We start from the raw sequence: 22819 nt of genomic DNA, 5'->3' as shown, positions 1-22819 counted from the left end.
GCGTCGCATTGAATTCGGTTCCTAAGTTGGGCATTGGGGTCGCGATGATCATCGCGACCTTTGTTGTTTCTGCTCTCTCGGCGCTCTTGTTGGCGACGCCGACGCTGGATCTCACGGCGGTATGGCAAGATCCTTATTACCGCCATGTTACGCAATTTAGTTTTCTTCAAGCGACGCTATCGATGCTGCTGAGTGTCGGCTTGGCGCTTCCTGTCGCGCACGCCTTGTCTCGGCGACATTTTGTTGGCCGTTCGTTATTGCTCAAATTGTTTGCGTCAACTTTAGTGCTGCCAGTATTGGTAGGCGTGTTTGGCTTGTTGGCCATTTATGGGAACAGTGGTTGGTTGGCGAGTGTATTGGCGAGCTTTGACGCCAAATTGCCCTTTTCGATCTACGGATTGAGCGGCATTTTGCTCGCGCACGTGTTTTTCAATTTGCCGTATGCAGCGCGATTGCTGCTGCAAACCTTAGAGTCGATTCCGGCAGAGCAGCACAAATTGGCGGCTCATCTTGGTATGAACAGTTGGCAGAAGTTTCGTTGGGTCGAATGGCCGCGATTGCGCCAGCAACTACCACATGTGTGTGGCTTGGTGTTCATGCTTTGCTTCACCAGCTTTGCCACGGTCATGGCCCTCGGTGGCGGCCCAAAATCGACCACCATCGAACTGGCTATCTACCAAGCGATAAAATTTGATTTTGACTTACAAGCTGGAGCGCTACTGGCGATCTGGCAAATGTTATTGTGTAGCTTGCTGGTGTTGACGCTGCAGCGATTGACTAAACCGCTGCCTGTCTCGGTTGGCAGCCACACCCGTTTCGTTCAATTAACCCCAGCTTCTAAGCGTCATTTGATGTGGGATTATGCGTGGATAGCACTGGCGACACTGCTGGTGGTTCCGCCGCTGCTGTTTGTGGTGGCCAGCGGGATAAACAGCAAGCTCCCTGACGTGATCAGTGATGGTCGATTTTGGTCCGCTCTGGGGGCCTCGTTACGTGTAGCGTTTGGTGCCGCCACCTTAGCCGTGGGTGCAGCGATTGCTATTTTGCTCACCAGTCGTGCATGGCGGTTGCGTGGTCTGCGATACCCTGCAGACGGCATTGAGATGGTGGGCACCATCATCTTGGTGACGCCAGGTTTGGTGGTGAGTACTGGGCTGTTTTTATTGCTGCGTAGTTTTGCAGATGTGTTCAGTTTGGCGCTGTTGATCGTCATCATCGTCAACAGTTTGATGGCATTACCATACGCCGTTAAAACGCTCGCTCAGCCGATGTTGCATTGCGAGCAGCAGTATCAATACTTGGCTGCTACATTGGGCTTAAGCGGGTGGAATCGTTTTAAAATCGTTGAGTGGCGCGCACTGCGTAAACCTTTTGCCAATGCGTTTGCGCTCTGTTTTATGTTTTCCATTGGCGATTTGAGCGCAATTGCCTTATTTGGTAGCCAAGATTTTCGTACTCTACCACTCTATCTGTACCAGTTACTCGGCAGTTATCAAATGGAGGCAGCAGCGGTGGTGTCACTCACGTTATTGCTGCTGAGTGTCGGCTGTTTTGCCCTGAGTGAGTCCTTACTCAGTACCAAATCGAATCAACATCAGGAGAAGGCGCCATGCTAACGCTGCAACAGGTGCATTATTATTATCATCAAGATCTGTTTGCTTTTGATTTAGAGGTAGAAGCAGGCAGTATTGTGGCGTTGATGGGGCCAAGTGGGGCAGGAAAGTCCACCTTGCTGGCGCTGCTGGCGGGGTTCATTGCGCCTCAGTCGGGTCGCATGGCATTGGATGGGCGTTTGCTCAATACACTCTCTCCAGCGCAACGTCCTTTTTCGATGTTGTTTCAAGAACACAATTTGTTTGCTCATCTCACGGTGCGCGACAACATTGCGTTGGGATTGCATCCCGGTTTGAAACTGACGTCGCAGCAACAAAAGCAAGTGGAGCAAGCGGCAAAGCAGGTTGGCATTGAAGCCTATTTAGATCGGCTGCCTGAACAGCTCTCTGGTGGTCAGCGACAGCGAGTGGCCCTTGCGCGTTGTTTTGTCCAGCCCAACCCAATTTGGTTACTGGATGAGCCGTTTTCCGCACTCGATCCAGTCTTGCGTGAAGAAATGCTCTCGCTCGTCAAACTGCTGGCGCAAGAGCGTGCCATTACGGTCTTGATGGTGACGCATCATTTAAGTGATGCACGTGCCATTGCTAGCCACTTTGCCTACATAGACAAGGGTACCATTGCCGCGCATGGGCCTATTGCGAGCCTCAATGAAAAGCACAGCCACCCAGAGTTGGTAGAGTTTTTCCAAGCCGCAGTATGATAGATAAAAGGCGGCAACGATCTGTTGTGGTGCAGAGATAAAAAAGGTTGGCAGTGAGCCAACCTTTGTTTTTATGTTTTACAGCGTTGCTATTACTGTTTTAGCTCGTTTTCGATCGAGTCTGAAACCGCATCATCATTAAGCTGTTTTAAGATTTGGAAGATTTCACGGTAGGCCTTTGGCGGCTTATTCGCTTGCTTCTCTTTCGTCGCCATACGTGCTAGCTGGCGTAGGCGTTGACGATCCGCGTCAGGGTAAAGGGCAACCACATCATCAATTGCACTGTCACCTTGCTCAACAATACGTTCACGCAGCGTTTCTAGCTTGTGTAGCACGGCGGTGTTTTGCGAGTGCTTGTTACGGATTTTGTCCAGCGCCGCTTGAATTGGCTCTGGATCTTCTTGGCGCATCACTTTACCAATGTATTGCAACTGGCGACGACGGGCTTCGTTTTTGAAACGCTGCGCATCTTTGATTGCATCAAGTAACTCTTCGCTGATTGGGAACTTAGCCAATACCGAAGGTTTGAGTTCCACTAGCTCTTCACCCAACTTCTGTAGCGCGTCCATATCACGCTTCATTTCAGACTTGCTGACTAGGATGTACTCTTCTTCAGGTTCCCATGGCGCTTTTTGGTTTTTACGGGCCATCTTTTCTGCCTATATCACTTTCTCAAAATAAGATTAGCCCTATTTTAACAAGAATCGTGGGGAGAAAGCGAAATTCTTGTTATTCTTATGCCATTACAAATCAAAGATGATTGAGATATGGATGTAAAACAGCAAGTTGCTCAGCAAAGAGTTGAGCTCGAAGCCGCGGTTGCCAAAGCGCTCGCGCTGGCAGCGCAACATAGCGATGGTGCTGAAGTTGCGATCAACAAAACCACGGGCTTAAGTGTTTCGACTCGCATGTGTGAAGTAGAAAACGTCGAGTTTAACAGTGATGGCGCTTTAGGCATTACGGTTTATCGTGGTCAGCGTAAAGGCAGCGCATCGACATCGGATCTCAGTGAAAAAGCGATTGAACAGACTGTCTTGGCGGCCTTGGATATTGCGCAATACACGTCAGAAGATCCCTGTGCAGGGCCAGCTCCTGCTGAGTTGATGGTGAAAGAGATTCCGGATTTGGATCTCTTCCATCCAGATACGCCCGATCCCGATTATGCGGCGAAAATGGCCATTGCTGCTGAAGAGCATGCGCTTAACTACAGCGATAAAATTAAGCAGAGTGATGGCGCGAGTTACGACAGCCATTACGGCGTTCGCGTCTACGGCAACAGTCACGGCTTATTGGCAAGTTATGCCTCGAGTCGCCATAGCATCAGTTGTTGTGTAATTGGTGAAGGCAAAAATGGCGAAATGGAGCGTGACTACAGCTACACTGTCGCTCGTCATCGTGATGACATGTGGCGTCCTGAACAAGTCGGTCGCGAAGCGGCGCAAAAAACCATTGAACGTTTAGATGCCCGCAAGCTAAAAACGGGCAAATACCCGGTGATGTTTGCCGCGGATGTGGCAACCGGGCTTATCGGTCATTTAGTGATGGCGATCAGTGGCGGTAACTTGTATCGCAAATCGTCTTTCTTACTTGATCATTTGGGCAAGCAAGTGCTGCCAGAGTGGTTCAATATCTCTGAGCGTCCGCATATTCTGCGTGGTTTGGCATCAAGCCCATTCGACAGCGAAGGGGTTTACACGCAAGATCGCGAAATCATCACCGATGGTGTGCTCGCCACTTATCTGCTCACCAGTTACGCTGCGCGTAAAATGAATATGGCGCCAACGGGACATGCAGGTGGTATCCACAATTGGTTTGTGCAATCGACAGGGCAAGATTTCCAACAGATGCTCAAAGAGCTGGGTACGGGTTTACTTGTGACCGAAGTGATGGGTCAAGGTGTGAATGTGGTGACCGGCGATTATTCGCGTGGCGCGGCGGGTTTCTGGGTGGAAAATGGCGAGTTGCAATTCCCAGTGTCAGAAATCACCATTGCGGGTAATTTGAAAGAGATGTTCCAGCAAATCGTTGCCGTTGGTAGCGATGTAGAGACGCGCTCACAAATTCAAACCGGTTCTATTTTGTTGCCATCGATGAAGATTGCGGGCGAATAATCGCGATTGTGGCATTCGTTAAGAGATGAAAAAGGTTGCTCAGTAAGCAACCTTTTTTGTTTCGTTTCTATTCTGCTTTCATTTTGATAGCGTCAGGTCGTTAAATCAAAATGGTGGCAAGGCCTAAAAACACCGATAAACCAATCACATCAGTGACGGTGGTCAGCGCCATACCGCCCGCCAAGGCAGGGTCAATATTCATCTTCTTGAGAAGGATAGGGATGGTTACCCCGGCGATGCCCGCGACAATTAAGTTGGTCATCATTGCGGCGGAAATGATGCCGCCGAGTAGCCAGTTACCTTTCCAAGCCACCACGATACCACCGATGATCAACGCCCATAACACCCCGTTGAGAAAACCGATCGCCGCTTCTTTCATCAATAGTTCGCGTTTGTTGGCATCACCGATATGACCCAGTGCCAAACCACGGATCACCAGTGCGACCGTTTGGTTGCCTGCCACGCCGCCCATGGAGGGAACAATGGTCATCAATACCGCAATGGCCGCCATCTGATCAAGGGTCGCTTCAAACATGTTGGAAACCGACGCGGCTGCTAAGGCGGCAAGCACATTCGCCCCGAGCCAAATACTGCGTTTACGCGCCGATTTAACCACGGGAGCAAAGGTATCTTCGTCGTCATTCAAACCCGCCATACTCATCATCGAGTGTTCGGCATCTTCACGAATAACGTCGACGACATCATCGATGGTGATACGACCAACCAGATGCTGATTTTCATCAATGACGGGGGCGGAGATCCAGTTTCGACGTTCAAACAGGCTAGCCACATCTGAGTCACTGGTGGTGACCGCAATGGCGTCATCCACATCTTCCATCACTTCACTGACTTTGACATCAGGCTGGGTGGTGATGAGGATAGAGATAGGCAGCTCGCCAATTAAACGGCTCTCTTCGTCAATCACGTAAAGTGCATCGGTGTTTTCCGGCAGCTCGCCTTTCATACGTAAGTAACGCAGGACTACATCGACATCAACATCACCACGAATGGTGATCACGTCGGTGTTCATCAAGCCACCGGCCGTGTCCTCAGAATAGGACAGCGCGGTTTCCACGCGCAGACGATCCGCCGCGTCCATTTGCGCCAGTACTTCACGAGAAACGTTATCTGGTAGGCTACGTAGAACGTAAGCAACGTCATCGGTGTCCATCCCTTCGGTCGCTTCGGCGAGATCCTCGGGGGCCATTTTTGAGACAAGGCTGTCTTTGACGTCTTCACTCAGCTCGTCAAGGATTTCACCATAATCCTCAGGGTCGGTAAGTTGCCATAAGACTTCGCGGCTTTTACGCGGGGATGCTTCAAGTAGATGGGCAATATCTTCAGGCTCCATGTCCTGAAGCTGACGGCGGACGTGAACGAAGCGGCCATTTTCGAGCGCTTCAGAAACTTCCTGGAGGGCTTGGTGAGCTTGGTCGAATTCAATTTGCTCTGCCACGGTGACCCCCTGATTCCTAGATATTTACAATGTGTTGAATAATAACTTAATTCGCCACACAAGTAACCCGAGAAAGCATGCTCGCTCGACAAAACTCTGTCAGTATTTCTTCCAAAGAAACAATTGGTTTACTGAGTAACCTTGGCTATGAAAAGAATAGCAGTTGTGATGATTCGTGACGGGGAAAGTGTGCAGAGTGTGAAAGTGAAGAAGGCTATTCGCCTTCTTCAAACTTATCTTCGATAAGATGACAAATGGCGTCCAGGGCTTGTTCTGCCTGTTCTCCGCTGGCATGAATGGTCACATATTGCCCTTGTGCAGACTCAAGCATGAGTAGCCCCATCACGCTGTCAGCCGCGGCGGTTTTGTCTTCTTCGTTGTCGATGGTGACTTCGGCGGCAAAGCTTTGTGCCAGTTCTACCAATTTGACGGCAGCACGAGCGTGCAAGCCAAGTCGATTCTGTATGAGTACTTTGCGGCTGAGTTCCACGGCTATTCCTTGTTGCGTTTTTCCAAAGTGGTGTGGCGGATCTTAACGGTGTGCCCCATCGCTGCGAAATATTCGCCGATTTGCTGAGTTAAGTAGACGGAGCGATGTTTCCCTCCCGTACAGCCAATCGCCACGGTTAAATAGCTGCGATTGTTTTTTTCCAGCAAAGGCAACCAATGCTCTATAAACGTTTGAATCTGCCTTTTGAGTTCTAACACTTCATCATGGCTTTCTAAGAAGGTTTTGATGGGCGCATCCAACCCCGTCATCGGACGCAACGCAGGTTCCCAATGAGGGTTGGGCAGAAAGCGGACGTCAAACACGTAGTCAGCGTCTGTTGGTAAACCAAATTTGAAGCCAAAAGACTCGAACACCATGATGAGCTTATTACGCTCTTTTCCTTCAATTCGGTAGCGTACGTCTTCACTGAGATCGTGCAGTGATTGGTTGCTGCTGTTGAGTAAGATATCGGCGATCTCTTTCAATGGCTTGAGCATTTTTTTCTCAAGGTCGATCGCTTGATCTAGGGTATGGCACTCATCACTTAGAGAAAGAGGGTGAACACGGCGAGTCTCACTGTAGCGTTTGAGAAGGGTAGCTTTATCCGCATCTAAAAAGAGAATCGAAAGGTCAATGCTGGATTTCAGCTTTTGTAGCGTTGTTGTCAGCTCTTTCAGTTTCTTCGGAATGTTGCGAACGTCAATACTGACCGCGACATTCTGTTTACTTTCCGAAACTGATTGTATGAAAGATTCCAGCAGGTTAACCGGGAGATTATCTACGCAGTAGTAACCCATATCTTCTAACACACGTAGCGCGACACTTTTCCCTGCACCGGAGTGCCCACTCACTACAATAAGACGCATGGTTGGTTTCCGTTACTGATTGGTCATGATGTCGTACAGTTCTTGATCGCTTTGCGCTGCGCGCAGCAACTTCAGAACTTGCTTGTCGCTGAGGCGCTCTGCCATCGACGAAAGCGTTTTGAGGTGCTCTTTACACTGCTCTTCTGGGACCAATAAAGCAAAAAGGAGATCCACAGGACGGTTATCAATCGAATCAAAATCGATCGGTTCTTCACATTGCAAAAGAACGGCGACAGCTTTGTCTGCGGCGGTCATGCGCGCGTGTGGAATCGCAATACCATTACCGATACCGGTACTGCCCATTTTCTCGCGGCTAAGCATACATTCAAAGAGTTCGGTGGAATCTTGGCCTGTGTGCTCTGCGACCAAGTTACTGATGATTTCTAGTGCGCGTTTTTTGCTAGAACACTGGACTGCACTTTTGGTGCAGTCCAGAGAAAGTATTGTGCTAAGTTGCATGGTTAATGACTGTGTAGTTTTTCTTTGTGTTTGTTCAACTGGCGAACCAGTTTATCCACCAGCGAATCAATCGCGGCGTACATGTTCTCATCGTCAGAGGAGGCGTGAATTTCACCTTGATTGACGTGGAGCGTAGCTTCCGCGATCTGGTGAATTTTTTCAACTTTAAGTACAACTTGTATGCTATTGATGTGATCAAAAAATCGTTCAAGTTTGTCAAACTTGGAGTGAACATAGTCCTGCATTGAATCGGTAAGATCAACATGATGGCCTTGAATATTGATTTGCATAGACTTTCCTTTTCAGTTGAGGCCTAAAGTAGGCGTTTTCGCTGACTAGATGGGGCAATGCCTAAGGACTCGCGGTACTTAGCTATCGTTCGCCGTGCGACCTGGATCCCTTGGTCTGCCAGTAAGGCAGCAATTTTGCTATCACTCAGTGGTTTCGCACTGTTTTCGGCAGTGACTAACTTCTTAATGAGTGCGCGAATTGCTGTCGATGAACATTCTCCTCCACTATCCGTACTAACATGGCTAGAGAAGAAATATTTCAATTCAAAGATACCTCTAGGTGTGTGCATAAACTTCTGGGTTGTCACGCGTGAGATGGTGGATTCATGCATCTCAACCGCGGTTGCCACATCATTTAGCACCATAGGTTTCATTGCTTCTTCCCCATACTCGAAGAAATCATGTTGATGTTCAACTATGCAACGTGCAACTTTGAGCAGCGTCTCGTTTCTGCTCTCAAGGCTCTTAATTAACCATTTCGCCTCTTGCAAATTGCTGCGAATGTACTGGCTATCGGCGCTGCTGCCTTTGCCTAGTTGCGCATACTGTTGATTTACTTTTAATTTTGGAATGCTGTCTGGATTGATCGCGACACTCCATTTGCCATGCTCTTTAAATACGGATACATCTGGAATCACGTACTCAGGCTCGATGGCATTGATCTTACTGCCAGGCCTTGGATCAAGTTGCTGGATCAGTTTGAGCGTTTCACGTAGGTCTTCTTCTTTAAGCTTCGCTTCTTTGACGATCAGCTTGTAATCGCGATTGCCTAGCGCATCAATGTGATGGCTCAGGACCATTTTGGCTTCGGCTAGCCAAGGGGTCTCGATAGGAAATGTGGCCAGTTGTAGCAGCAAGCATTCTTGTAGGTTTTGCGACGCGACACCAAGGGGATCGAACTGTTGGATGCGTTTGCGTACGGCTTCCACTTCGTCGAGTTCGATATCGACGCTGTTCAGGCTTTCTAAGATCTCTTCAGGGCTGATGGTGAGGTAGCCAGTGTCGTCGACGGCATCAATGATGGCAAAGGCGATCATGCGGTCAGTATCGCTAAACGGGGTTAAATCCAGTTGCCACTGTAAGTAGTCGTGCAGTGTTTCCGTCGTTTCACCTTGATAGACCGGCATGTCATCGTCGAGTGCGATGCCCGTATTGCCAGAGTTGGCACTGTAAACGTCATCCCAGGTGGTGTCGATTTCCAGTTCGCTACTGATCTCGGATTTTTCAATCACATCAGAGCTGTCAGGAATGTCGATCTCAACAGAAAAATCATCAGAATCGGAACCTTCATTGATCGCTTTGTCTTCGCCATTCAGTTGCGCTTCTTCTTGATGCTCTTCCACTTCCAATAAGGGATTTGATTCCAGCGCTTCTTGGATTTCTTGCTGTAAATCCAAGGTGGACAGCTGCAGCAAACGTATGGCCTGCTGGAGCTGAGGCGTCATGGCTAACTGTTGACCTAGCTTGAGTTGTAATGAAGGTTTCATTCAGTAGTACTTACCTTTTATTCTCGTAATTGGTTCTGTTGTTCTTCATTTAATCATAGTCGGAATTGTTCGCCGAGATAAACTTGTTTTACCTGTTCATTGTTGAGAACTTGTTCAGGTGTTCCTTCCGCAATCAAACGACCTTGGCTAACGATGTAAGCTTTTTCACAGACGTCTAAGGTTTCACGTACGTTGTGGTCGGTAATCAGGACACCTAAGCCTCGATCGCGCAGATGTTCGATAATTTTTTTGATATCAATGACCGAAATGGGGTCAACGCCGGCAAAAGGTTCATCCAATAGAATGAATTGTGGGTTGGCCGCTAACGCTCGGGCAATTTCCACTCGACGACGTTCACCGCCGGATAATGCCATGCCCGCGCTGTGACGAATGTGCTGAATGTGGAACTCTTCTAATAAGTCTTCCAGTTTGTCCTGACGTTCTTCGCGTGTGAGCTCATTGCGAGTTTGCAGCACAGCCATGATGTTGTCTTCAACGGAGAGCTTACGGAAAATCGACGCTTCTTGCGGCAAATAACCAATGCCCAATTTAGAGCGGCTATGCATCGGAAGAATACTGATGTCACGATCATCGATCTTAATTGAGCCTTCATCGCGAGGCACCAGTCCTACAATCATGTAAAACGAGGTGGTTTTGCCTGCGCCGTTGGGGCCCAGTAATCCCACGATTTGGCCCGATTCAACCTGCAAGCTAACGTCTGTAACGACTTTGCGTTTTTTATAGCTTTTCGCTAAGTGTTTTGCGCTCAATACCGCCATTAGTTATTCACCTGACTTGGCTGTAAAACGGTGGTGACACGCTCATTTTTAGAGCTGTCGGCCATCAGTTTTTGTAAAGCAATTTGGTAGACAATGGACGAACCTTTGATGACGTTGTTGTCTTGCGCAAGCTCCGCTTGACCTTTCATCGTCAACTGATCGTTATCGATGCTGTAATCGAGCTGTTTAGCGCTGCCGCTGAGCGTTTTGCCGTCATCCATCAATTGTGAAAAGGTCGCTGGCTGGCCAAAGGCTTCGATCTTTTTAATCGTATTGCTCTCAGGATCGCGTGTGACGACGATTTTATCGGCATTGATATTGATGCTGCCCTGTTTGAGAGAGACGTCACCATCAAAGATGACTTGATTACTACGCATATCTAATTGCTGTGAATCGGAATCAATATAAACAGGCTGCTGAGTATCAGATTTCAACGCATAGGCGTTGCTGGTGGCCAGCATAAGAGCAAAAAGACTAAGGTGTAAGGGTTTCATATCTACCTTGTACATGATTATACAGAGTCGCTGTGTTGGTTTTCAGGTTACCCTTCATCGCTTCTCCGGTGGTTTCAAATTGTGGACCAATCAATAAAACCTGCTGGTCAGCATGAAAATCTCGATTTGACAGATCGATTTCCAGTTTGTCCGTAGACAGCATTTCGAAGCTGGCACCTGGCAACAAGTTTTGCATTCTTACGTGGTCGGAGAGGGTCAAAACTTGTTCTTCATCCAGCACGGCGCGTCGAGCTGTGATTTTCCATTCGATCGTGTCGCCATCGCGGTAGATGACTAAACTCGGATTTTCAAAAACGGTATCGCCACTTTTGGCATAGTGATCCAAATGTGACGAAGAGATCTGATGGCTTCGTATGCCATCAGAGTTATAGCTGATGTTATTGAGTGATTCGCCACTAAACATCGGTAGCTCTAAATTGGGTGCCACTTGTACAGATTGAGCTTCACGTTGGCCATACAAGTAGTAGCAAGACCAACTCACAACGAAAAACAGCAGTAAATAAATCAGCCGAGAAAAACTCATATACTCAGACCTTTGTGAGCGTCTAATTCTCCACGTGCCTGTAAAATGAGATCGCAAACTTCACGCACTGCGCCATGCCCCCCCTTAATGCGGGTAACATAGTTGGCGCGTTGTGCCAGTAATGGATGACCATCTGCAACACAAACTTGTAGTGCGACTTTTTCCATCACAGGCCAGTCGATTAAATCGTCTCCAATATACCCGGTTTGTTCTGGGAGGATGGAGAGTTTGTCACAAATATCGTAGTAGGCGCGGACTTTATCATCCTGACCTTGATAAATGAGTGAAATACCTAATGCCTTCATTCGGTTTTCGACGATCTGTGACTGACGACCTGTAATAATCGCAATTTCAATGCCCGCATTCATGAGTGCTTTGACGCCATAACCGTCTCGGGTGTGGAAAGTTTTCAACTCTTCTCCCTGATTGCCCATATAAATCAGACCGTCAGAAAATACCCCATCCACATCACAAATGAGAAGTTTAATATCGCGGGCAATATCGACGATCGCTTGCTCTACTGGACCGTATAAAGTTTCAACGAATTGCGTCACTACATGACTCCCGCTTTCAATAAATCGTGCATATTTAATGCGCCAACCAGTTTACCATCTTGGCACAACATTAAACCGTTAATTTTCTTTTGTTGCATGAGATTGAGCCCTTCAACCGCGAGCATGCTTGGATTGGCAACCGTTGGGTGTTTGGTCATCACTTCGCCGATCTGTGCGTTGTGAATGTCGACACGCTTATCTAAGATACGGCGTAAGTCTCCGTCAGTAAAAATGCCGAGCAACAGATTGTCTTTATCCACAATGGCCGTCATGCCAAGGCCTTTTTGGGAGATCTCCAATAACGCATCACGCACTAAAGCATCCGGAGATACGCGTGGTAACTGTTCGCCCGTATGCATGATGTCGTTGAGTTTCAATAATAGCTTTCTTCCCAGCGCGCCACCAGGATGGGACAGTGCGAAATCCTCAGCGGTAAAGCCGCGAGCTTGCAGCAAGGCCACAGCCATGGCATCACCCATCACTAAAGTAGCCGTTGTGCTGGTGGTTGGAGCCAAACCCAACGGGCACGCTTCTTCAGGAACGGTGATCTGTAAATGGTAATCGGCCAGTTTTGCCATGGTTGAGCTGGGTTTGCCAGTCATGCTGATGATGCGGATACCCAATCGCTTTAACACCGGAAAGAGCGCGAGAATTTCTGAGGATTCACCGGAGTTGGAAATGGCAAGGACGATGTCACCACGTTCGATCATTCCTAAATCACCGTGCGAAGCTTCCCCTGGATGGACAAAGAACGAGGAAGTGCCGGTGCTGGCTAACGAGGCGGCGATCTTTTTCCCGATATGGCCTGATTTCCCCATCCCCATAACAACCACTTTTCCAGCGTTATTCAGGATTAATTCGCACGCTTGCTCAAATTGCTCATCAAAATATTGCGATAACTGCTCAAGACCGCGTATTTCCGTGGCTAAAACTTGTTTTGCTACCGCACGATAATCAAAGGACAGGGTCATGTGTACTCCTAGCGAAACAGCTTACGCTGCCATGTTCATTAACAGATAGGCCTGATAACCGATAAAGCAGGTCAGTAGGATACCACCTTCGGTACGACTAATTCTGCGAGATTTGCCCAATGCCATGACAACCAAAAGTAAGGAAATCGCCAGCATTACCCAAAAATCACGTCCCATTGCGTATTCACTAATAAATGATGGGTTGAGAATACCGGGGATCCCCATCACGGCAAGAATATTGAAAACGTTGGAGCCGATGATGTTACCGACCGCCATGTCATCTTCACCTTTCAGAGCGCCCGCCAAAGACGCGGCCAGCTCTGGCAAGCTGGTGCCCACGGCAATAATGGTTAAACCAATCACCAAGTCACTCATGCCAAAGTATTTGGCAATGATGACCGCATTATCCACTAGCATATCGGCCGCGAGTGGTAAAAGGATCAGACCAATGACGATCCACATTGCGGCTTTTGGATTGCTGACGCCTTGAGGAATTTCCGACTCTTGCTCTTCTAAGAAGGCATCTCCGGTTTTTTGTTCACGACGGCTGATTTGCAGCATCGCGACTAGGAATAAGGTAAATAAAACAAACAGCAGCACGCCTTCATAGAAACCAAGGTGACTATCCCAAAGCAGGATGCCAGCCAAGACAGTCACACCAATCATGAGCGGCAACTCACGACGTACTACGGCAGAGTTGATCGACAGTGGGCGAACTAACGCGGTAATACCAAGAATCAGGGCGATGTTGGCGATATTCGAACCTAAAACATTACCCACTGCGGTATCGGTTTTACCGTCAAGTGCAGCGGTGGCTGAAACCATCATTTCTGGTGCGGAGGAGCCCATTGCGAGGATGGTCATACCGATGACCAATGGAGAAATACCGATATTGCGAGCGAGGGCGGCTGAACCAAAAACAAGTTTGTCGGCACTCCAGACTAACAAAATGAGACCAACGATAAGCAGCGCGACGGCTTCGAGCATGATAAGTTCCAGAAAGTAATGATAAGTTGAATGATTAACCGCTAATTTTGACCTTTTGCCGACAAAAATGGAAGCCAAAGTGGTAACAAATTACATCCTCGTAAGCGGTAAAGGCTAATATGTAAGGAAAATGAGAGATGAGCCGATAAGGTGTTATTTTTCGGTAGGATTGATAAAGAGTGCAGAAAGAAAGTCTATTGAATTGAGTGATGGTTCAAAGGAATTAATCGAACACTGCTTTTAATTCTGAAATAATCTGCTTATCATGGCTTGCCGAATTTGTCGCCAATCGACACAATCGCGATGAAAAAACGCAGGGGAATACCTGAGTAAATAAAGAGAGAGTATGTCACACAACGATTTAGTAACGATTCATGGACTGACGTTTTCCCGTGGCCAACGTAAGATTTTCGACAACATCGATTTGCGTATTCCCAAAGGAAAGGTGACGGCCATCATGGGGCCATCTGGAATTGGAAAGACCACATTGCTTCGCCTGATTGGTGGGCAAATCTTGCCGGAAAGTGGTGAGATTTGGTTTGATGGTGTCAATATTCCTAGTTTGTCTCGCTCTAAGCTTTATCACGCCAGAAAAAAAATGAGCATGCTGTTTCAATCCGGCGCGCTGTTTACTGATCTCAATGTCTTCGATAACGTCGCCTTTCCTTTACGTGAACACACTCAACTGAGTGACTCACTCATTCGCACTTTAGTGTTATTGAAGCTTGAAGCGGTTGGCCTGAGAGGGGCTGCTGAACTGATGCCAAGTGAGTTATCCGGCGGTATGGCTCGTCGAGCTGCCCTAGCAAGAGCCATTGCGCTCGACCCAGAACTGATCATGTATGACGAACCTTTTGTTGGTCAGGATCCGATCACCATGGGGGTGCTGGTTGAGTTGATTCGTAATTTGAACAGTGCCTTAGGGGTCACGGCCGTTGTCGTTTCTCATGATGTCCCGGAGGTGATGAGCATTGCCGATTGGGTGTATCTGCTGGCGGATGGCAAAGTGATCGCGAAAGGCACACCAGAGGAGCTGCGCAACAACAGCGATCCTCGTGTTCAACAATTTTTATTGGGTGAAGCGGATGGTCCTGTGCCGTTTCGTTTTCCCGCGCAACCCATAGAAAAGGATTTATTTCACGATGCCTAACTTAGTCGACATGATTTCAGCGCTCGGGCGTCGCTTCCTTAGCTTATGTCAATCATTTGGTAAGGCGAGTTTAATGCTTGCCGGTGCACTTGCGGGGAGACCACAACCGCGAAAAACGCTGCCACTATTGGTAAAGCAAATCTATAACGTGGGGGTGCAGTCTTTAGCCATCATCGTGGTCTCTGGACTCTTCATTGGTATGGTGTTGAGTCTACAAGGCTACGTGATTTTGGTGGATTACGGCGCAGAAGGCAGCCTAGGGCAAATGGTCGCGCTGTCGTTATTGCGTGAGCTAGGGCCAGTTGTGACGGCTTTGTTGTTTGCTGGGCGAGCGGGCTCTGCGCTCACGGCTGAAATTGGCCTGATGAAAGCGACAGAGCAACTTTCTAGTATGGAGATGATGGCGGTTGACCCCCTAAAAAGAATCATAGCGCCAAGGTTGTGGGCAGGCATTATCTCGATGCCGCTGTTGGCGATGATCTTCATGGCCGTGGGTATTTGGGGCGGCCAATTGGTGGGTGTTGACTGGAAAGGCATCGACCACGGCAGTTTTTGGTCAGCCATGCAAGCTTCGGTGGAGTTAGGGCAAGATATTGGTAACAGCATGATCAAATGCGTGGTCTTTGCCATTACCGTGACTTGGATTGCGCTCTTTAATGGTTACGATGCTATTCCAACTTCGGAAGGCATCAGCCGTGCGACGACTCGCACGGTGGTTCACTCTTCTTTAGCGGTGTTGGGGCTGGATTTTGTCCTCACTGCGTTGATGTTTGGGAATTAAACATGCAACAAACACGTAAAACAGAATTATGGGTTGGCAGCTTTGTCTTGGCGGGAATTTGCGCAATTCTGGTCATGATTTTTCAAGTCGCTGACGTAAAGGGGCTAGGCTCGGGCAATACTTACACGCTCAAAGCACAGTTTGACAACATCGGTAGTCTCAAAGTGCGCTCGCCTGTGAAGGTGGGAGGGGTGGTGATTGGACGCGTATCCGACATTTCGTTGAATCCTGAAACTTTGGTGCCTGTCGTATCGCTGTCGATCAACAGTCTCTACAACCAGTTTCCGGAAACCTCGAGTGTGCAGATACTGACATCCGGCTTGATTGGTGAGCAGTATATTGGCTTAGTGCCAGGATTCGTTTTTGAAGACGAGCAGATGCTTAAAGATGGTGACTTTATTGAAGACACCAAATCGGCATTGGTATTGGAAGATTTGATTGGCCAAGTGCTGTATAGCGTCGGCAACAAAGATGAAACTAAGAAGGACTAATTCGATGAAAAGATTCTTTTTGACCTGTCTCTCGCTGTTGATGTCGCTTAATGTATTGGCGAGCACGGCAGTGGACAAAGCCGAGCCGTATCAAATGATGAAGCAGGTTTCAGAGCAGGCTTTTGCGCGTTTAAAGGCAGAGCAACCTAAAATTCAGCAAGATCCGGACTACCTCAAAGTGGTGGTAGAAGAAGAGCTGATGCCATACGTGAATGAAAAGTACGCGGCACTTAAGTTATTGGGTACAAATCTCAAAGGGGCAAAGCGTGAAGACGTCACCGCGTTTATTGACGCGTTTCGCGCGTACTTAGTGAGCTCTTATGCGCAGGTGTTGACGCAATACACGGATCAGAGAATTCTCTTTGGCCCGGAACCTAAGGTAGAAGACGGCCAGCGCATCACCAGTGTGAAAGTTGATATCATTGATACCCCCCGTCCAAACATTAAGCTAGAGTTCAAATTGCGTCGTGAGAATAACGGCGATTGGCTGGCTTTTGATATGGTTGCCGAAGGGATCAGCTTACTCTCCAGCAAGCAGTCGGAGTGGAATGGTAAAATTCGTCAAGATGGTATTCTTGCCGTCGCCAACGAGCTGGAAGCATTAGCGAAACAACCGATTCGTTTTGAGGCGAAAAACTGATGTCACACCCGCAATGGCAGCAATCGACAGACGAGAAAGTTAGCTTAAGTGGTAATTTGGATCGTGAACAGGTGCCATCACTGTGGCGTTTTGCTCAGACTTGGAAGCCAAGAAATAGTCAGGTGGAATTCTCACTAAAAACCGTACAACGGGTGGATTCTGCCGGAATGGTGATGCTAATTCACTTATTAGAGCATGCAAAAAAGCAAAACTGTCATATAATGCTGAGTTTTGTGCCAGCGCAACTGCGCACACTGTTTCAGTTAAGCAACGTTGAAGCCGTGGTTGCCAAACATATTCAAAGTTATCAGGGGTAAATTGTGGATAGCGCAAAAGTACAACAGTTACTAGAAGAAGCACTCAACCTTGAAGAGTTGCATGTAAAAGGTGAAGGTAGCCACTATGAAGTGGTCGCTGTTGATGCTTGTTTCGAAGGAATGAGCCGCGTTAAGAAGCAACAGCTGATCTACAAACCACTCATGGACTACATCCAACGCAATGATATTCATGCCTTGTCGATCAAAGCATACACGCCCGCCGAATGGGCACGTGACAAGAAACTGATGTCTCTTTAAGGTTTTATAATGGAAAAGTTCCGTGTAATTGGGTCGACTCAGCCATTGATGGGTGAGGTGACTATTTCAGGTGCCAAAAACGCTGCACTGCCGATTTTATTTGCGTCGATTCTGGCTGAAGAGCCAGTTGAAGTGGCCAATGTGCCGCATCTTCGAGATATTGATACCACCATGGAGCTGCTAAAGCGCCTTGGTGCCAAAGTGGAACGCAATGGTTCCGTTCATGTTGACCCTAGCTCTATCGATGAATATTGTGCGCCTTATGATTTGGTGAAAACCATGCGTGCATCGATCTGGGCATTAGGGCCGCTTGTTGCTCGTTTCGGTCAAGGACAAGTGTCTCTGCCGGGTGGTTGTGCGATCGGTGCTCGTCCCGTGGATTTACACATCACTGGCCTTGAGCAACTAGGTGCCACCATCACATTAGAAGATGGTTACGTTAAAGCGCATGTCGACGGCCGTTTACAAGGCGCACACATTGTCATGGACAAAGTGAGCGTAGGTGCCACGATCACCATCATGTGTGCAGCCACGCTTGCCGAAGGCACGACGGTTTTAGATAACGCAGCGCGTGAGCCAGAAATTGTCGATACCGCGAAATTCCTCAACACGCTTGGGGCTAAAATCAGCGGTGCAGGCACTGACACCATCACCATTGAGGGCGTTGAACGTCTGGGTGGTGGTAAGCATGCCGTGGTGGCAGACCGCATCGAAACGGGGACTTTCCTTGTTGCTGCAGCGGTGTCTGGCGGTAAAGTCGTTTGCCACAATACGCAAGCGCATTTACTTGAAGCCGTGTTGGCGAAGTTGGAAGAAGCGGGCGCCTTGGTTGAAACTGGTGAAGATTGGATTTCTGTCGATATGACAGGTCGAGAGCTCAAAGCGGTCAATATCCGCACGGCGCCTCACCCGGGTTTCCCGACCGATATGCAAGCACAGTTTACCTTGCTGAATATGATGGCGAAAGGCGGTGGCGTGATCACTGAAACCATCTTTGAAAACCGTTTCATGCATGTTCCAGAGCTAAAACGTATGGGTGCAAAAGCGGAGATTGAAGGTAACACTGTCATCTGTGGTGACGTGGAGCGTTTGAGCGCAGCACAAGTTATGGCGACCGATCTACGAGCGTCAGCCAGCTTAGTGATTGCAGGTTGTATCGCTAAGGGTGAAACCATCGTTGATCGCATTTACCACATTGACCGTGGCTACGACAAAATCGAGAACAAGCTTAATGCACTGGGTGCAAAGATTGAGCGTTTTCGTGAGTCAAACTAAACTACGTTGATACCAATATAGCCGAAACACAGGTTTCGGCTTTTTTATATTTTAGAAGCTGTTTTTGTCAGAGAAGTAGAGCGTTGCTTTCAATATCTTGGGAGTGCAATGCCTATCTGAATGAATACCGGAGTTATAAATGATTGCTCTAGTGCGTTTGTTAGCAACGGCGTTGTTTGCTGTTGTGATGTTCGTCTTTGGTTGTGGCTACTGTTTACTTAGCCCTCGAAATCCTAAGCATGTGTTCACCTTTGGCCGTCTGTTTGCCAAAATGTCGCGTGTATTTGGCATAAAGCTGGAACTGCGTCTTCCTGAAGATGCCTACCAACGTGGTCAACATATCTACATTGCCAACCACCAAAATAACTGGGACCTCTTTACCGTTTCTGCGGCAGTGACACCCAAAGTTGTAACGGTAGGCAAAAAGAGCCTAGCGTGGTTACCGCTGTTTGGACAGCTTTACTGGCTGACGGGTAACATCTTGATTGACCGTGCGAATAAGACCAAAGCCAAAGGGACGATTGATCAGGTAGTGGCAAGCATGAAAGCAAGTGAAGTTTCGGTATGGATGTTTCCTGAAGGCACACGCTCACGCGGTCGTGGTCTCATGCCTTTCAAAACGGGCGCTTTTCACGCTGCGATTGGCGCTGGCGTGCCGATTATCCCGATCGTATGTAGTTCAACAGATCAACTGAAATTGAATCGTTGGAATAATGGCCACGTGATTGTCGAAATGTTGGATCCCATTAGCACCGAAGGTTATGGCAAAGAGCATATTCGCGAGCTTGCAGAAATCTGTCGCGAAAAGATGAAAGCCAAATTAGAAAGTTTGGATGAAGAAGTGAAGTTACGTAATCAGCAATGATTCACTTAAAAATCGATGGTTAAAATAAAAAGGATGTCATATGACATCCTTTTTTTTGTTCCGGCTTAACTGAGTAGAATTCGGGACTAAGCTTGCGGTTTGACCACCAATACGTTAATGGGTGAGTTCTCAACCACTTTACTGGCAACAGAACCGAGCACCACTTTATCGATTTTTGAACGTTTGTGGCTTGGCATGATAATCAAATCCGCCCCCAGCTTTTCAGCGTACTCTAAGATAGTCGCGTAAGGTTTGCCTTCGGCAACATGGACTTTGTAGACAATTTCATCGGCAATGTGTTGATCCGCAAAGTTCTTAAGTTGTTGCACCACATCTTGCTTCATTTTCTGTGCCGCATCTTTAGGGAAGTAGCTCGCCACCATCGACATGTGAATGCCGGGCAATACGTTGAGCAAATGTAATTGAGCATTGGCTTGGCGCGCGTGCCACACCGCGAGCTCAACGGCTCTATCTGAAAAACCTTTATCGTTCAGATCGACGGGAACAAGAATCTGTTTGTACATGGTATGATCTCTATTGTTGTTATTTCAGCATACTGTTTTGAGATAAATATAGCCCCGATTTCACGGGGCTATTGATGTTTACGCTTGAATGAGTTGAGATCGAATTCGGCGTTTCTGATTTGCTGCCATGAAAATAAGGATCAGCAAACAAGGGACAAACACCCATTCTTTCATTGGTCGATCTGCTTCTTCTACCACCCATTTGATTTCCCAATCGAAATCGATACCGGAGGCTTCAGCAGGGCTGTCAAATTCAACCATATCAACCAGCATCTTGCCTTGATCTTCAACGAGGGAAAGCCCCATCGACTGAAGACGTTCAAGTGCGGTTGTTGCATTATCATCAAAAGGTAAACGGACCGTCTTTTCGGTGAAATCACCTTCTAGATTGGTACCAGCTACACGAAGCTCCAGTGATTGTCCTACATCTAGCTTCTGAGTGATTTGCTCTATCTCAATACCTGGTGAAAGAACTTTGGCTGGGTAAATCATGTCCCACCAGAAGCCTGGACGGAAGAACGAGAACGTAAGTATTAGCAGTAACAGCGTTTCCCACCATTTGTTTTTGGTCAACCACCAGCCTTGTGTGGCCGCGGAGAAGATCAGCATGGCGATAATCGAGGAGAGTATCGTTAACAGCAAGTGCCACCAAGTATCAATGCCCATCAACAAGAGCTGAGTATTGAAGACAAACATGAATGGCAAGATAGCGGTACGAATGTCGTAAGCAAACCCTTGGATACCCGTACGGATCGGGTCGGATTTCGCAATCGCGGCAGCGGCAAACGCGGCTAAGCCAACTGGAGGGGTGTCATCGGCCAAAATGCCGAAATAGAACACAAACAGGTGGACGGCGATAAGTGGAATGATCAAGCCGTGCTGAGCGCCTAGCGTGACGATCACTGGCGCCATCAAGGTCGACACCACAATGTAGTTCGCGGTTGTAGGGAGTCCCATACCAAGGATCAAGCTGATCACTGCGGTGAAGATCAGCATCATGATCACGCTGCCGCCGGAAATGAACTCAACAAAATCGGTCATGACCAAACCGATCCCGGTTAGGGTCACCACGCCGACGACGGTACCCGCAGCGGCGGTTGCGACACCGATGCCAATCATATTGCGAGCGCCCGATACTAAGCTCTCTAACAGATCGGTCCAACCAGCCTTGGTTTGCTGTGCAATGTCGCCACTCTTGTTCATCAACGCCATCAAAGGACGTTGAGTGAGAAGAATAAAGATCATGAACACCGTCGCCCAAAACGCTGAAAGGCCAGGAGAAAAGCGTTCAACGGTGAGACACCAAACAAGCACAACAATCGGGAGCAAAAAGTGCAAACCTGATTTGATCGTCGGTCCTGGATCGGGCACTTCAGTCAGTTCTGCATCGATCTCCAAGGCGCCATCTTGCGCATGATTGGCGGAAATTTTGACTAAGCCTACGTAGGCAACCAGTAAGGCAATGGTCACCATTGGTGTCGCGGCATCGCCAAAGACATCCTTGGTCCAACCGATGCCGTAGTAAACCACCGCACTGACGACACACAATCCTAAAATCGTTCCCGTAAAGGAGAGCAAGCTTTGCAGCATGGTTGGATTGTGGCGGCGAGGTAAGCCTGTCATGCCCGCTTTGCAGGCTTCTAAGTGAACAATATAAATCAGCGCAATATAAGAAATTAAGGCCGGCAGAATGGCCGCTTTAATGACTTCAACGTAAGAAATACCGACATATTCCACCATCAAGAAAGCTGCAGCTCCCATGATCGGCGGCGTTAATTGCCCATTGGTTGATGCCGCAACTTCAACAGCCCCCGCTTTGGTGCCTGGAAACCCAACCCGCTTCATTAAGGGAATCGTAAATGTCCCTGTCGTCACTACGTTTGCGATGGAAGAACCAGAAACAAGCCCTGATAAACCGGAGGCGACGACGGCTGCTTTGGCTGGGCCACCACGCATGTGACCGAGCAATGAGAAGGCGACTTTAATAAAGTATGCCCCCGCACCTGCGCGTTCCAGCATGGCACCAAAGAGTACAAACAAGAACACAAACGAGGTGGATACGCCAAGAGCAACGCCGAACACGCCTTCCGTGGTCAACCATAAATGGGACATCGCTTTGTTGATGCTTGCCCCTTTATGGGCAATGACATCCGGCATGTAGGGACCGGCAAAGGTATAAAAGAGAAAAAGAGCGGCCACGAGCATTAAAGGAGGGCCTAATGCTCTGCGAGTGGCTTCAAGCAACAGCACCATGCCAGTGACTGCTATCACAACATCCATCGTCGTTGGAGCGCCTGAACGGCCAGCAAGCTCGGTGTAGAAGATGTAGATGTAAGAAGCAGAGAAACTGCCGAGCAAAGCCAATACCCAATCGAGGGCAGGGATGTGCTCTCTAGGTGAGCTTTTCAGCGCAGGGTAAGCAGTGAAAGCAAGAAAGATAGCAAAGGTTAAATGTACAGCTCGTGCCTGCGTGTCATTAAGAACGGCGAAATCGAAAATAAACGGCAGCGGTGAAGCGTACCATAATTGAAACAATGACCAGCAAAGAGGAACAAACCAAAGGATTCGTCCCTGTAACCCTGCCGGGTTACGTGCGCCAGTATCGGCTTGAGCCACCATTTCTTGCACATCTTGTGACGGAGTGGTATTCGTCGTCATGTACGTTTCCTTGTTATTGATGGTCTAGTTGATGCTGTCACCCTTCCGATTCTGAACT

The 22819-nt window shown here is 48.3% G+C and carries 26 protein-coding genes; 11 read left to right on the top strand and 15 right to left on the bottom strand.

What is annotated here, in order from left to right:
• Positions 1 to 8: 8 nt before the first annotated feature.
• Positions 9 to 1616, top strand: a complete 1608-nt coding sequence (thiP, locus tag PQQ36_RS12620; RefSeq protein ID WP_111416045.1) for a thiamine/thiamine pyrophosphate ABC transporter permease ThiP — start codon at positions 9 to 11, stop codon at positions 1614 to 1616.
• Entirely contained in the window at positions 1610 to 2314 is a 705-nt protein-coding gene (gene thiQ / locus PQQ36_RS12615) for a thiamine ABC transporter ATP-binding protein (RefSeq protein ID WP_224655493.1), read from the top strand. The genes thiP and thiQ overlap by 7 nt, the downstream gene beginning before the upstream one ends.
• A gap of 92 nt (positions 2315 to 2406) precedes the next feature.
• Here thiQ and yjgA read toward each other — a convergent pair whose 3' ends face one another.
• Positions 2407 to 2964 (bottom strand): ribosome biogenesis factor YjgA, encoded by a 558-nt coding sequence (gene yjgA, locus PQQ36_RS12610; RefSeq protein WP_011078777.1) that lies wholly within the window; start codon positions 2962 to 2964, stop codon positions 2407 to 2409.
• A gap of 117 nt (positions 2965 to 3081) precedes the next feature.
• Between yjgA and pmbA the strand changes: the two genes are divergently transcribed.
• Positions 3082 to 4425 carry a metalloprotease PmbA gene (gene pmbA, locus PQQ36_RS12605; RefSeq protein ID WP_011078776.1) on the top strand — a complete coding sequence of 448 codons (1344 nt, stop codon included), beginning with the start codon at positions 3082 to 3084 and terminating at the stop codon, positions 4423 to 4425.
• Positions 4426 to 4525: 100 nt separating this feature from the next.
• Here pmbA and mgtE read toward each other — a convergent pair whose 3' ends face one another.
• From mgtE to PQQ36_RS12545, 12 genes are all read right to left on the bottom strand, one after another.
• Entirely contained in the window at positions 4526 to 5881 is a 1356-nt protein-coding gene (mgtE, locus tag PQQ36_RS12600) for a magnesium transporter (RefSeq protein ID WP_011078775.1), read from the bottom strand.
• 214 nt (positions 5882 to 6095) lie between these two features.
• Complete coding sequence (locus PQQ36_RS12595; protein WP_011078774.1) at positions 6096 to 6371, bottom strand: HPr family phosphocarrier protein; 276 nt, start codon at positions 6369 to 6371, stop codon at positions 6096 to 6098.
• 2 nt (positions 6372 to 6373) lie between these two features.
• Entirely contained in the window at positions 6374 to 7237 is an 864-nt protein-coding gene (gene rapZ / locus PQQ36_RS12590) for an RNase adapter RapZ (protein WP_011078773.1), read from the bottom strand.
• Between the two features lie 12 nt (positions 7238 to 7249).
• Positions 7250 to 7696, bottom strand: coding sequence for a PTS IIA-like nitrogen regulatory protein PtsN (gene ptsN / locus PQQ36_RS12585; RefSeq protein WP_011078772.1), 447 nt, complete (start codon positions 7694 to 7696; stop codon positions 7250 to 7252).
• A gap of 2 nt (positions 7697 to 7698) precedes the next feature.
• Positions 7699 to 7986 (bottom strand): ribosome hibernation promoting factor, encoded by a 288-nt coding sequence (gene hpf / locus PQQ36_RS12580; protein ID WP_011149377.1) that lies wholly within the window; start codon positions 7984 to 7986, stop codon positions 7699 to 7701.
• A 23-nt stretch (positions 7987 to 8009) separates the two neighbouring features.
• Positions 8010 to 9473, bottom strand: a complete 1464-nt coding sequence (locus PQQ36_RS12575; RefSeq protein ID WP_039552533.1) for an RNA polymerase factor sigma-54 — start codon at positions 9471 to 9473, stop codon at positions 8010 to 8012.
• Between the two features lie 53 nt (positions 9474 to 9526).
• Positions 9527 to 10252, bottom strand: coding sequence for an LPS export ABC transporter ATP-binding protein (gene lptB, locus PQQ36_RS12570; protein WP_011078769.1), 726 nt, complete (start codon positions 10250 to 10252; stop codon positions 9527 to 9529).
• A complete protein-coding gene (gene lptA / locus PQQ36_RS12565; protein WP_011078768.1) occupies positions 10252 to 10746 on the bottom strand; it encodes a lipopolysaccharide transport periplasmic protein LptA in 495 nt (164 codons plus the stop codon). Before lptA ends, lptB begins: the two co-directional genes overlap by 1 nt.
• A complete protein-coding gene (lptC, locus tag PQQ36_RS12560) occupies positions 10727 to 11290 on the bottom strand; it encodes an LPS export ABC transporter periplasmic protein LptC (RefSeq protein WP_011078767.1) in 564 nt (187 codons plus the stop codon). The genes lptA and lptC overlap by 20 nt, the downstream gene beginning before the upstream one ends.
• The gene (kdsC, locus tag PQQ36_RS12555) at positions 11287 to 11844 is read right to left on the bottom strand and encodes a 3-deoxy-manno-octulosonate-8-phosphatase KdsC (RefSeq protein ID WP_013572482.1); all 558 of its coding nucleotides are present in this window, start codon (positions 11842 to 11844) and stop codon (positions 11287 to 11289) included. Before kdsC ends, lptC begins: the two co-directional genes overlap by 4 nt.
• Positions 11844 to 12815: an arabinose-5-phosphate isomerase KdsD gene (gene kdsD, locus PQQ36_RS12550; protein WP_263130515.1), complete on the bottom strand. Its 972-nt coding sequence runs from the start codon at positions 12813 to 12815 to the stop codon at positions 11844 to 11846. The genes kdsC and kdsD overlap by 1 nt, the downstream gene beginning before the upstream one ends.
• A 21-nt stretch (positions 12816 to 12836) precedes the next feature.
• Complete coding sequence (locus tag PQQ36_RS12545) at positions 12837 to 13802, bottom strand: calcium/sodium antiporter (RefSeq protein ID WP_013572480.1); 966 nt, start codon at positions 13800 to 13802, stop codon at positions 12837 to 12839.
• Positions 13803 to 14148: 346 nt separating this feature from the next.
• Between PQQ36_RS12545 and mlaF the strand changes: the two genes are divergently transcribed.
• From mlaF to PQQ36_RS12505, 8 genes are all read left to right on the top strand, one after another.
• Positions 14149 to 14952, top strand: a complete 804-nt coding sequence (gene mlaF / locus PQQ36_RS12540) for a phospholipid ABC transporter ATP-binding protein MlaF (protein ID WP_011078763.1) — start codon at positions 14149 to 14151, stop codon at positions 14950 to 14952.
• On the top strand, positions 14945 to 15733 hold the full coding sequence (gene mlaE / locus PQQ36_RS12535; RefSeq protein WP_011078762.1) for a lipid asymmetry maintenance ABC transporter permease subunit MlaE: 789 nt from the start codon (positions 14945 to 14947) through the stop codon (positions 15731 to 15733). The genes mlaF and mlaE overlap by 8 nt, the downstream gene beginning before the upstream one ends.
• Positions 15734 to 15735: 2 nt before the next feature.
• Entirely contained in the window at positions 15736 to 16224 is a 489-nt protein-coding gene (gene mlaD, locus PQQ36_RS12530) for an outer membrane lipid asymmetry maintenance protein MlaD (RefSeq protein WP_011078761.1), read from the top strand.
• 40 nt (positions 16225 to 16264) lie between these two features.
• Positions 16265 to 16864 carry an ABC transporter substrate-binding protein gene (locus PQQ36_RS12525; protein ID WP_443098525.1) on the top strand — a complete coding sequence of 200 codons (600 nt, stop codon included), beginning with the start codon at positions 16265 to 16267 and terminating at the stop codon, positions 16862 to 16864.
• A complete protein-coding gene (locus PQQ36_RS12520) occupies positions 16864 to 17181 on the top strand; it encodes an STAS domain-containing protein (protein ID WP_011078759.1) in 318 nt (105 codons plus the stop codon). The genes PQQ36_RS12525 and PQQ36_RS12520 overlap by 1 nt, the downstream gene beginning before the upstream one ends.
• A gap of 3 nt (positions 17182 to 17184) precedes the next feature.
• Positions 17185 to 17439: a BolA family iron metabolism protein IbaG gene (ibaG, locus tag PQQ36_RS12515; protein WP_011078758.1), complete on the top strand. Its 255-nt coding sequence runs from the start codon at positions 17185 to 17187 to the stop codon at positions 17437 to 17439.
• A gap of 9 nt (positions 17440 to 17448) precedes the next feature.
• Positions 17449 to 18714: a UDP-N-acetylglucosamine 1-carboxyvinyltransferase gene (gene murA, locus PQQ36_RS12510; RefSeq protein WP_011149386.1), complete on the top strand. Its 1266-nt coding sequence runs from the start codon at positions 17449 to 17451 to the stop codon at positions 18712 to 18714.
• 139 nt (positions 18715 to 18853) lie between these two features.
• Positions 18854 to 19579 (top strand): 1-acylglycerol-3-phosphate O-acyltransferase, encoded by a 726-nt coding sequence (locus PQQ36_RS12505; RefSeq protein ID WP_011149387.1) that lies wholly within the window; start codon positions 18854 to 18856, stop codon positions 19577 to 19579.
• Positions 19580 to 19665: 86 nt separating this feature from the next.
• On the opposite strand, the gene PQQ36_RS12500 is transcribed toward PQQ36_RS12505, so the two are convergent.
• Together PQQ36_RS12500 and PQQ36_RS12495 are read right to left on the bottom strand one after the other, a co-directional pair.
• Positions 19666 to 20103: a universal stress protein gene (locus PQQ36_RS12500; RefSeq protein ID WP_011078755.1), complete on the bottom strand. Its 438-nt coding sequence runs from the start codon at positions 20101 to 20103 to the stop codon at positions 19666 to 19668.
• 78 nt (positions 20104 to 20181) lie between these two features.
• Positions 20182 to 22761 (bottom strand): TRAP transporter permease, encoded by a 2580-nt coding sequence (locus PQQ36_RS12495; RefSeq protein ID WP_273661584.1) that lies wholly within the window; start codon positions 22759 to 22761, stop codon positions 20182 to 20184.
• Between the last annotated feature and the right edge of the window lie 58 nt (positions 22762 to 22819).

This window comes from Vibrio sp. CCUG 15886 (assembly GCF_028570825.1).
GTDB classification, from domain to species: domain Bacteria; phylum Pseudomonadota; class Gammaproteobacteria; order Enterobacterales; family Vibrionaceae; genus Vibrio; species Vibrio vulnificus_B.
The sequence above is the reverse complement of the archived record's forward strand: the minus strand, read 5'-3'. Positions and strand labels throughout refer to the sequence as shown.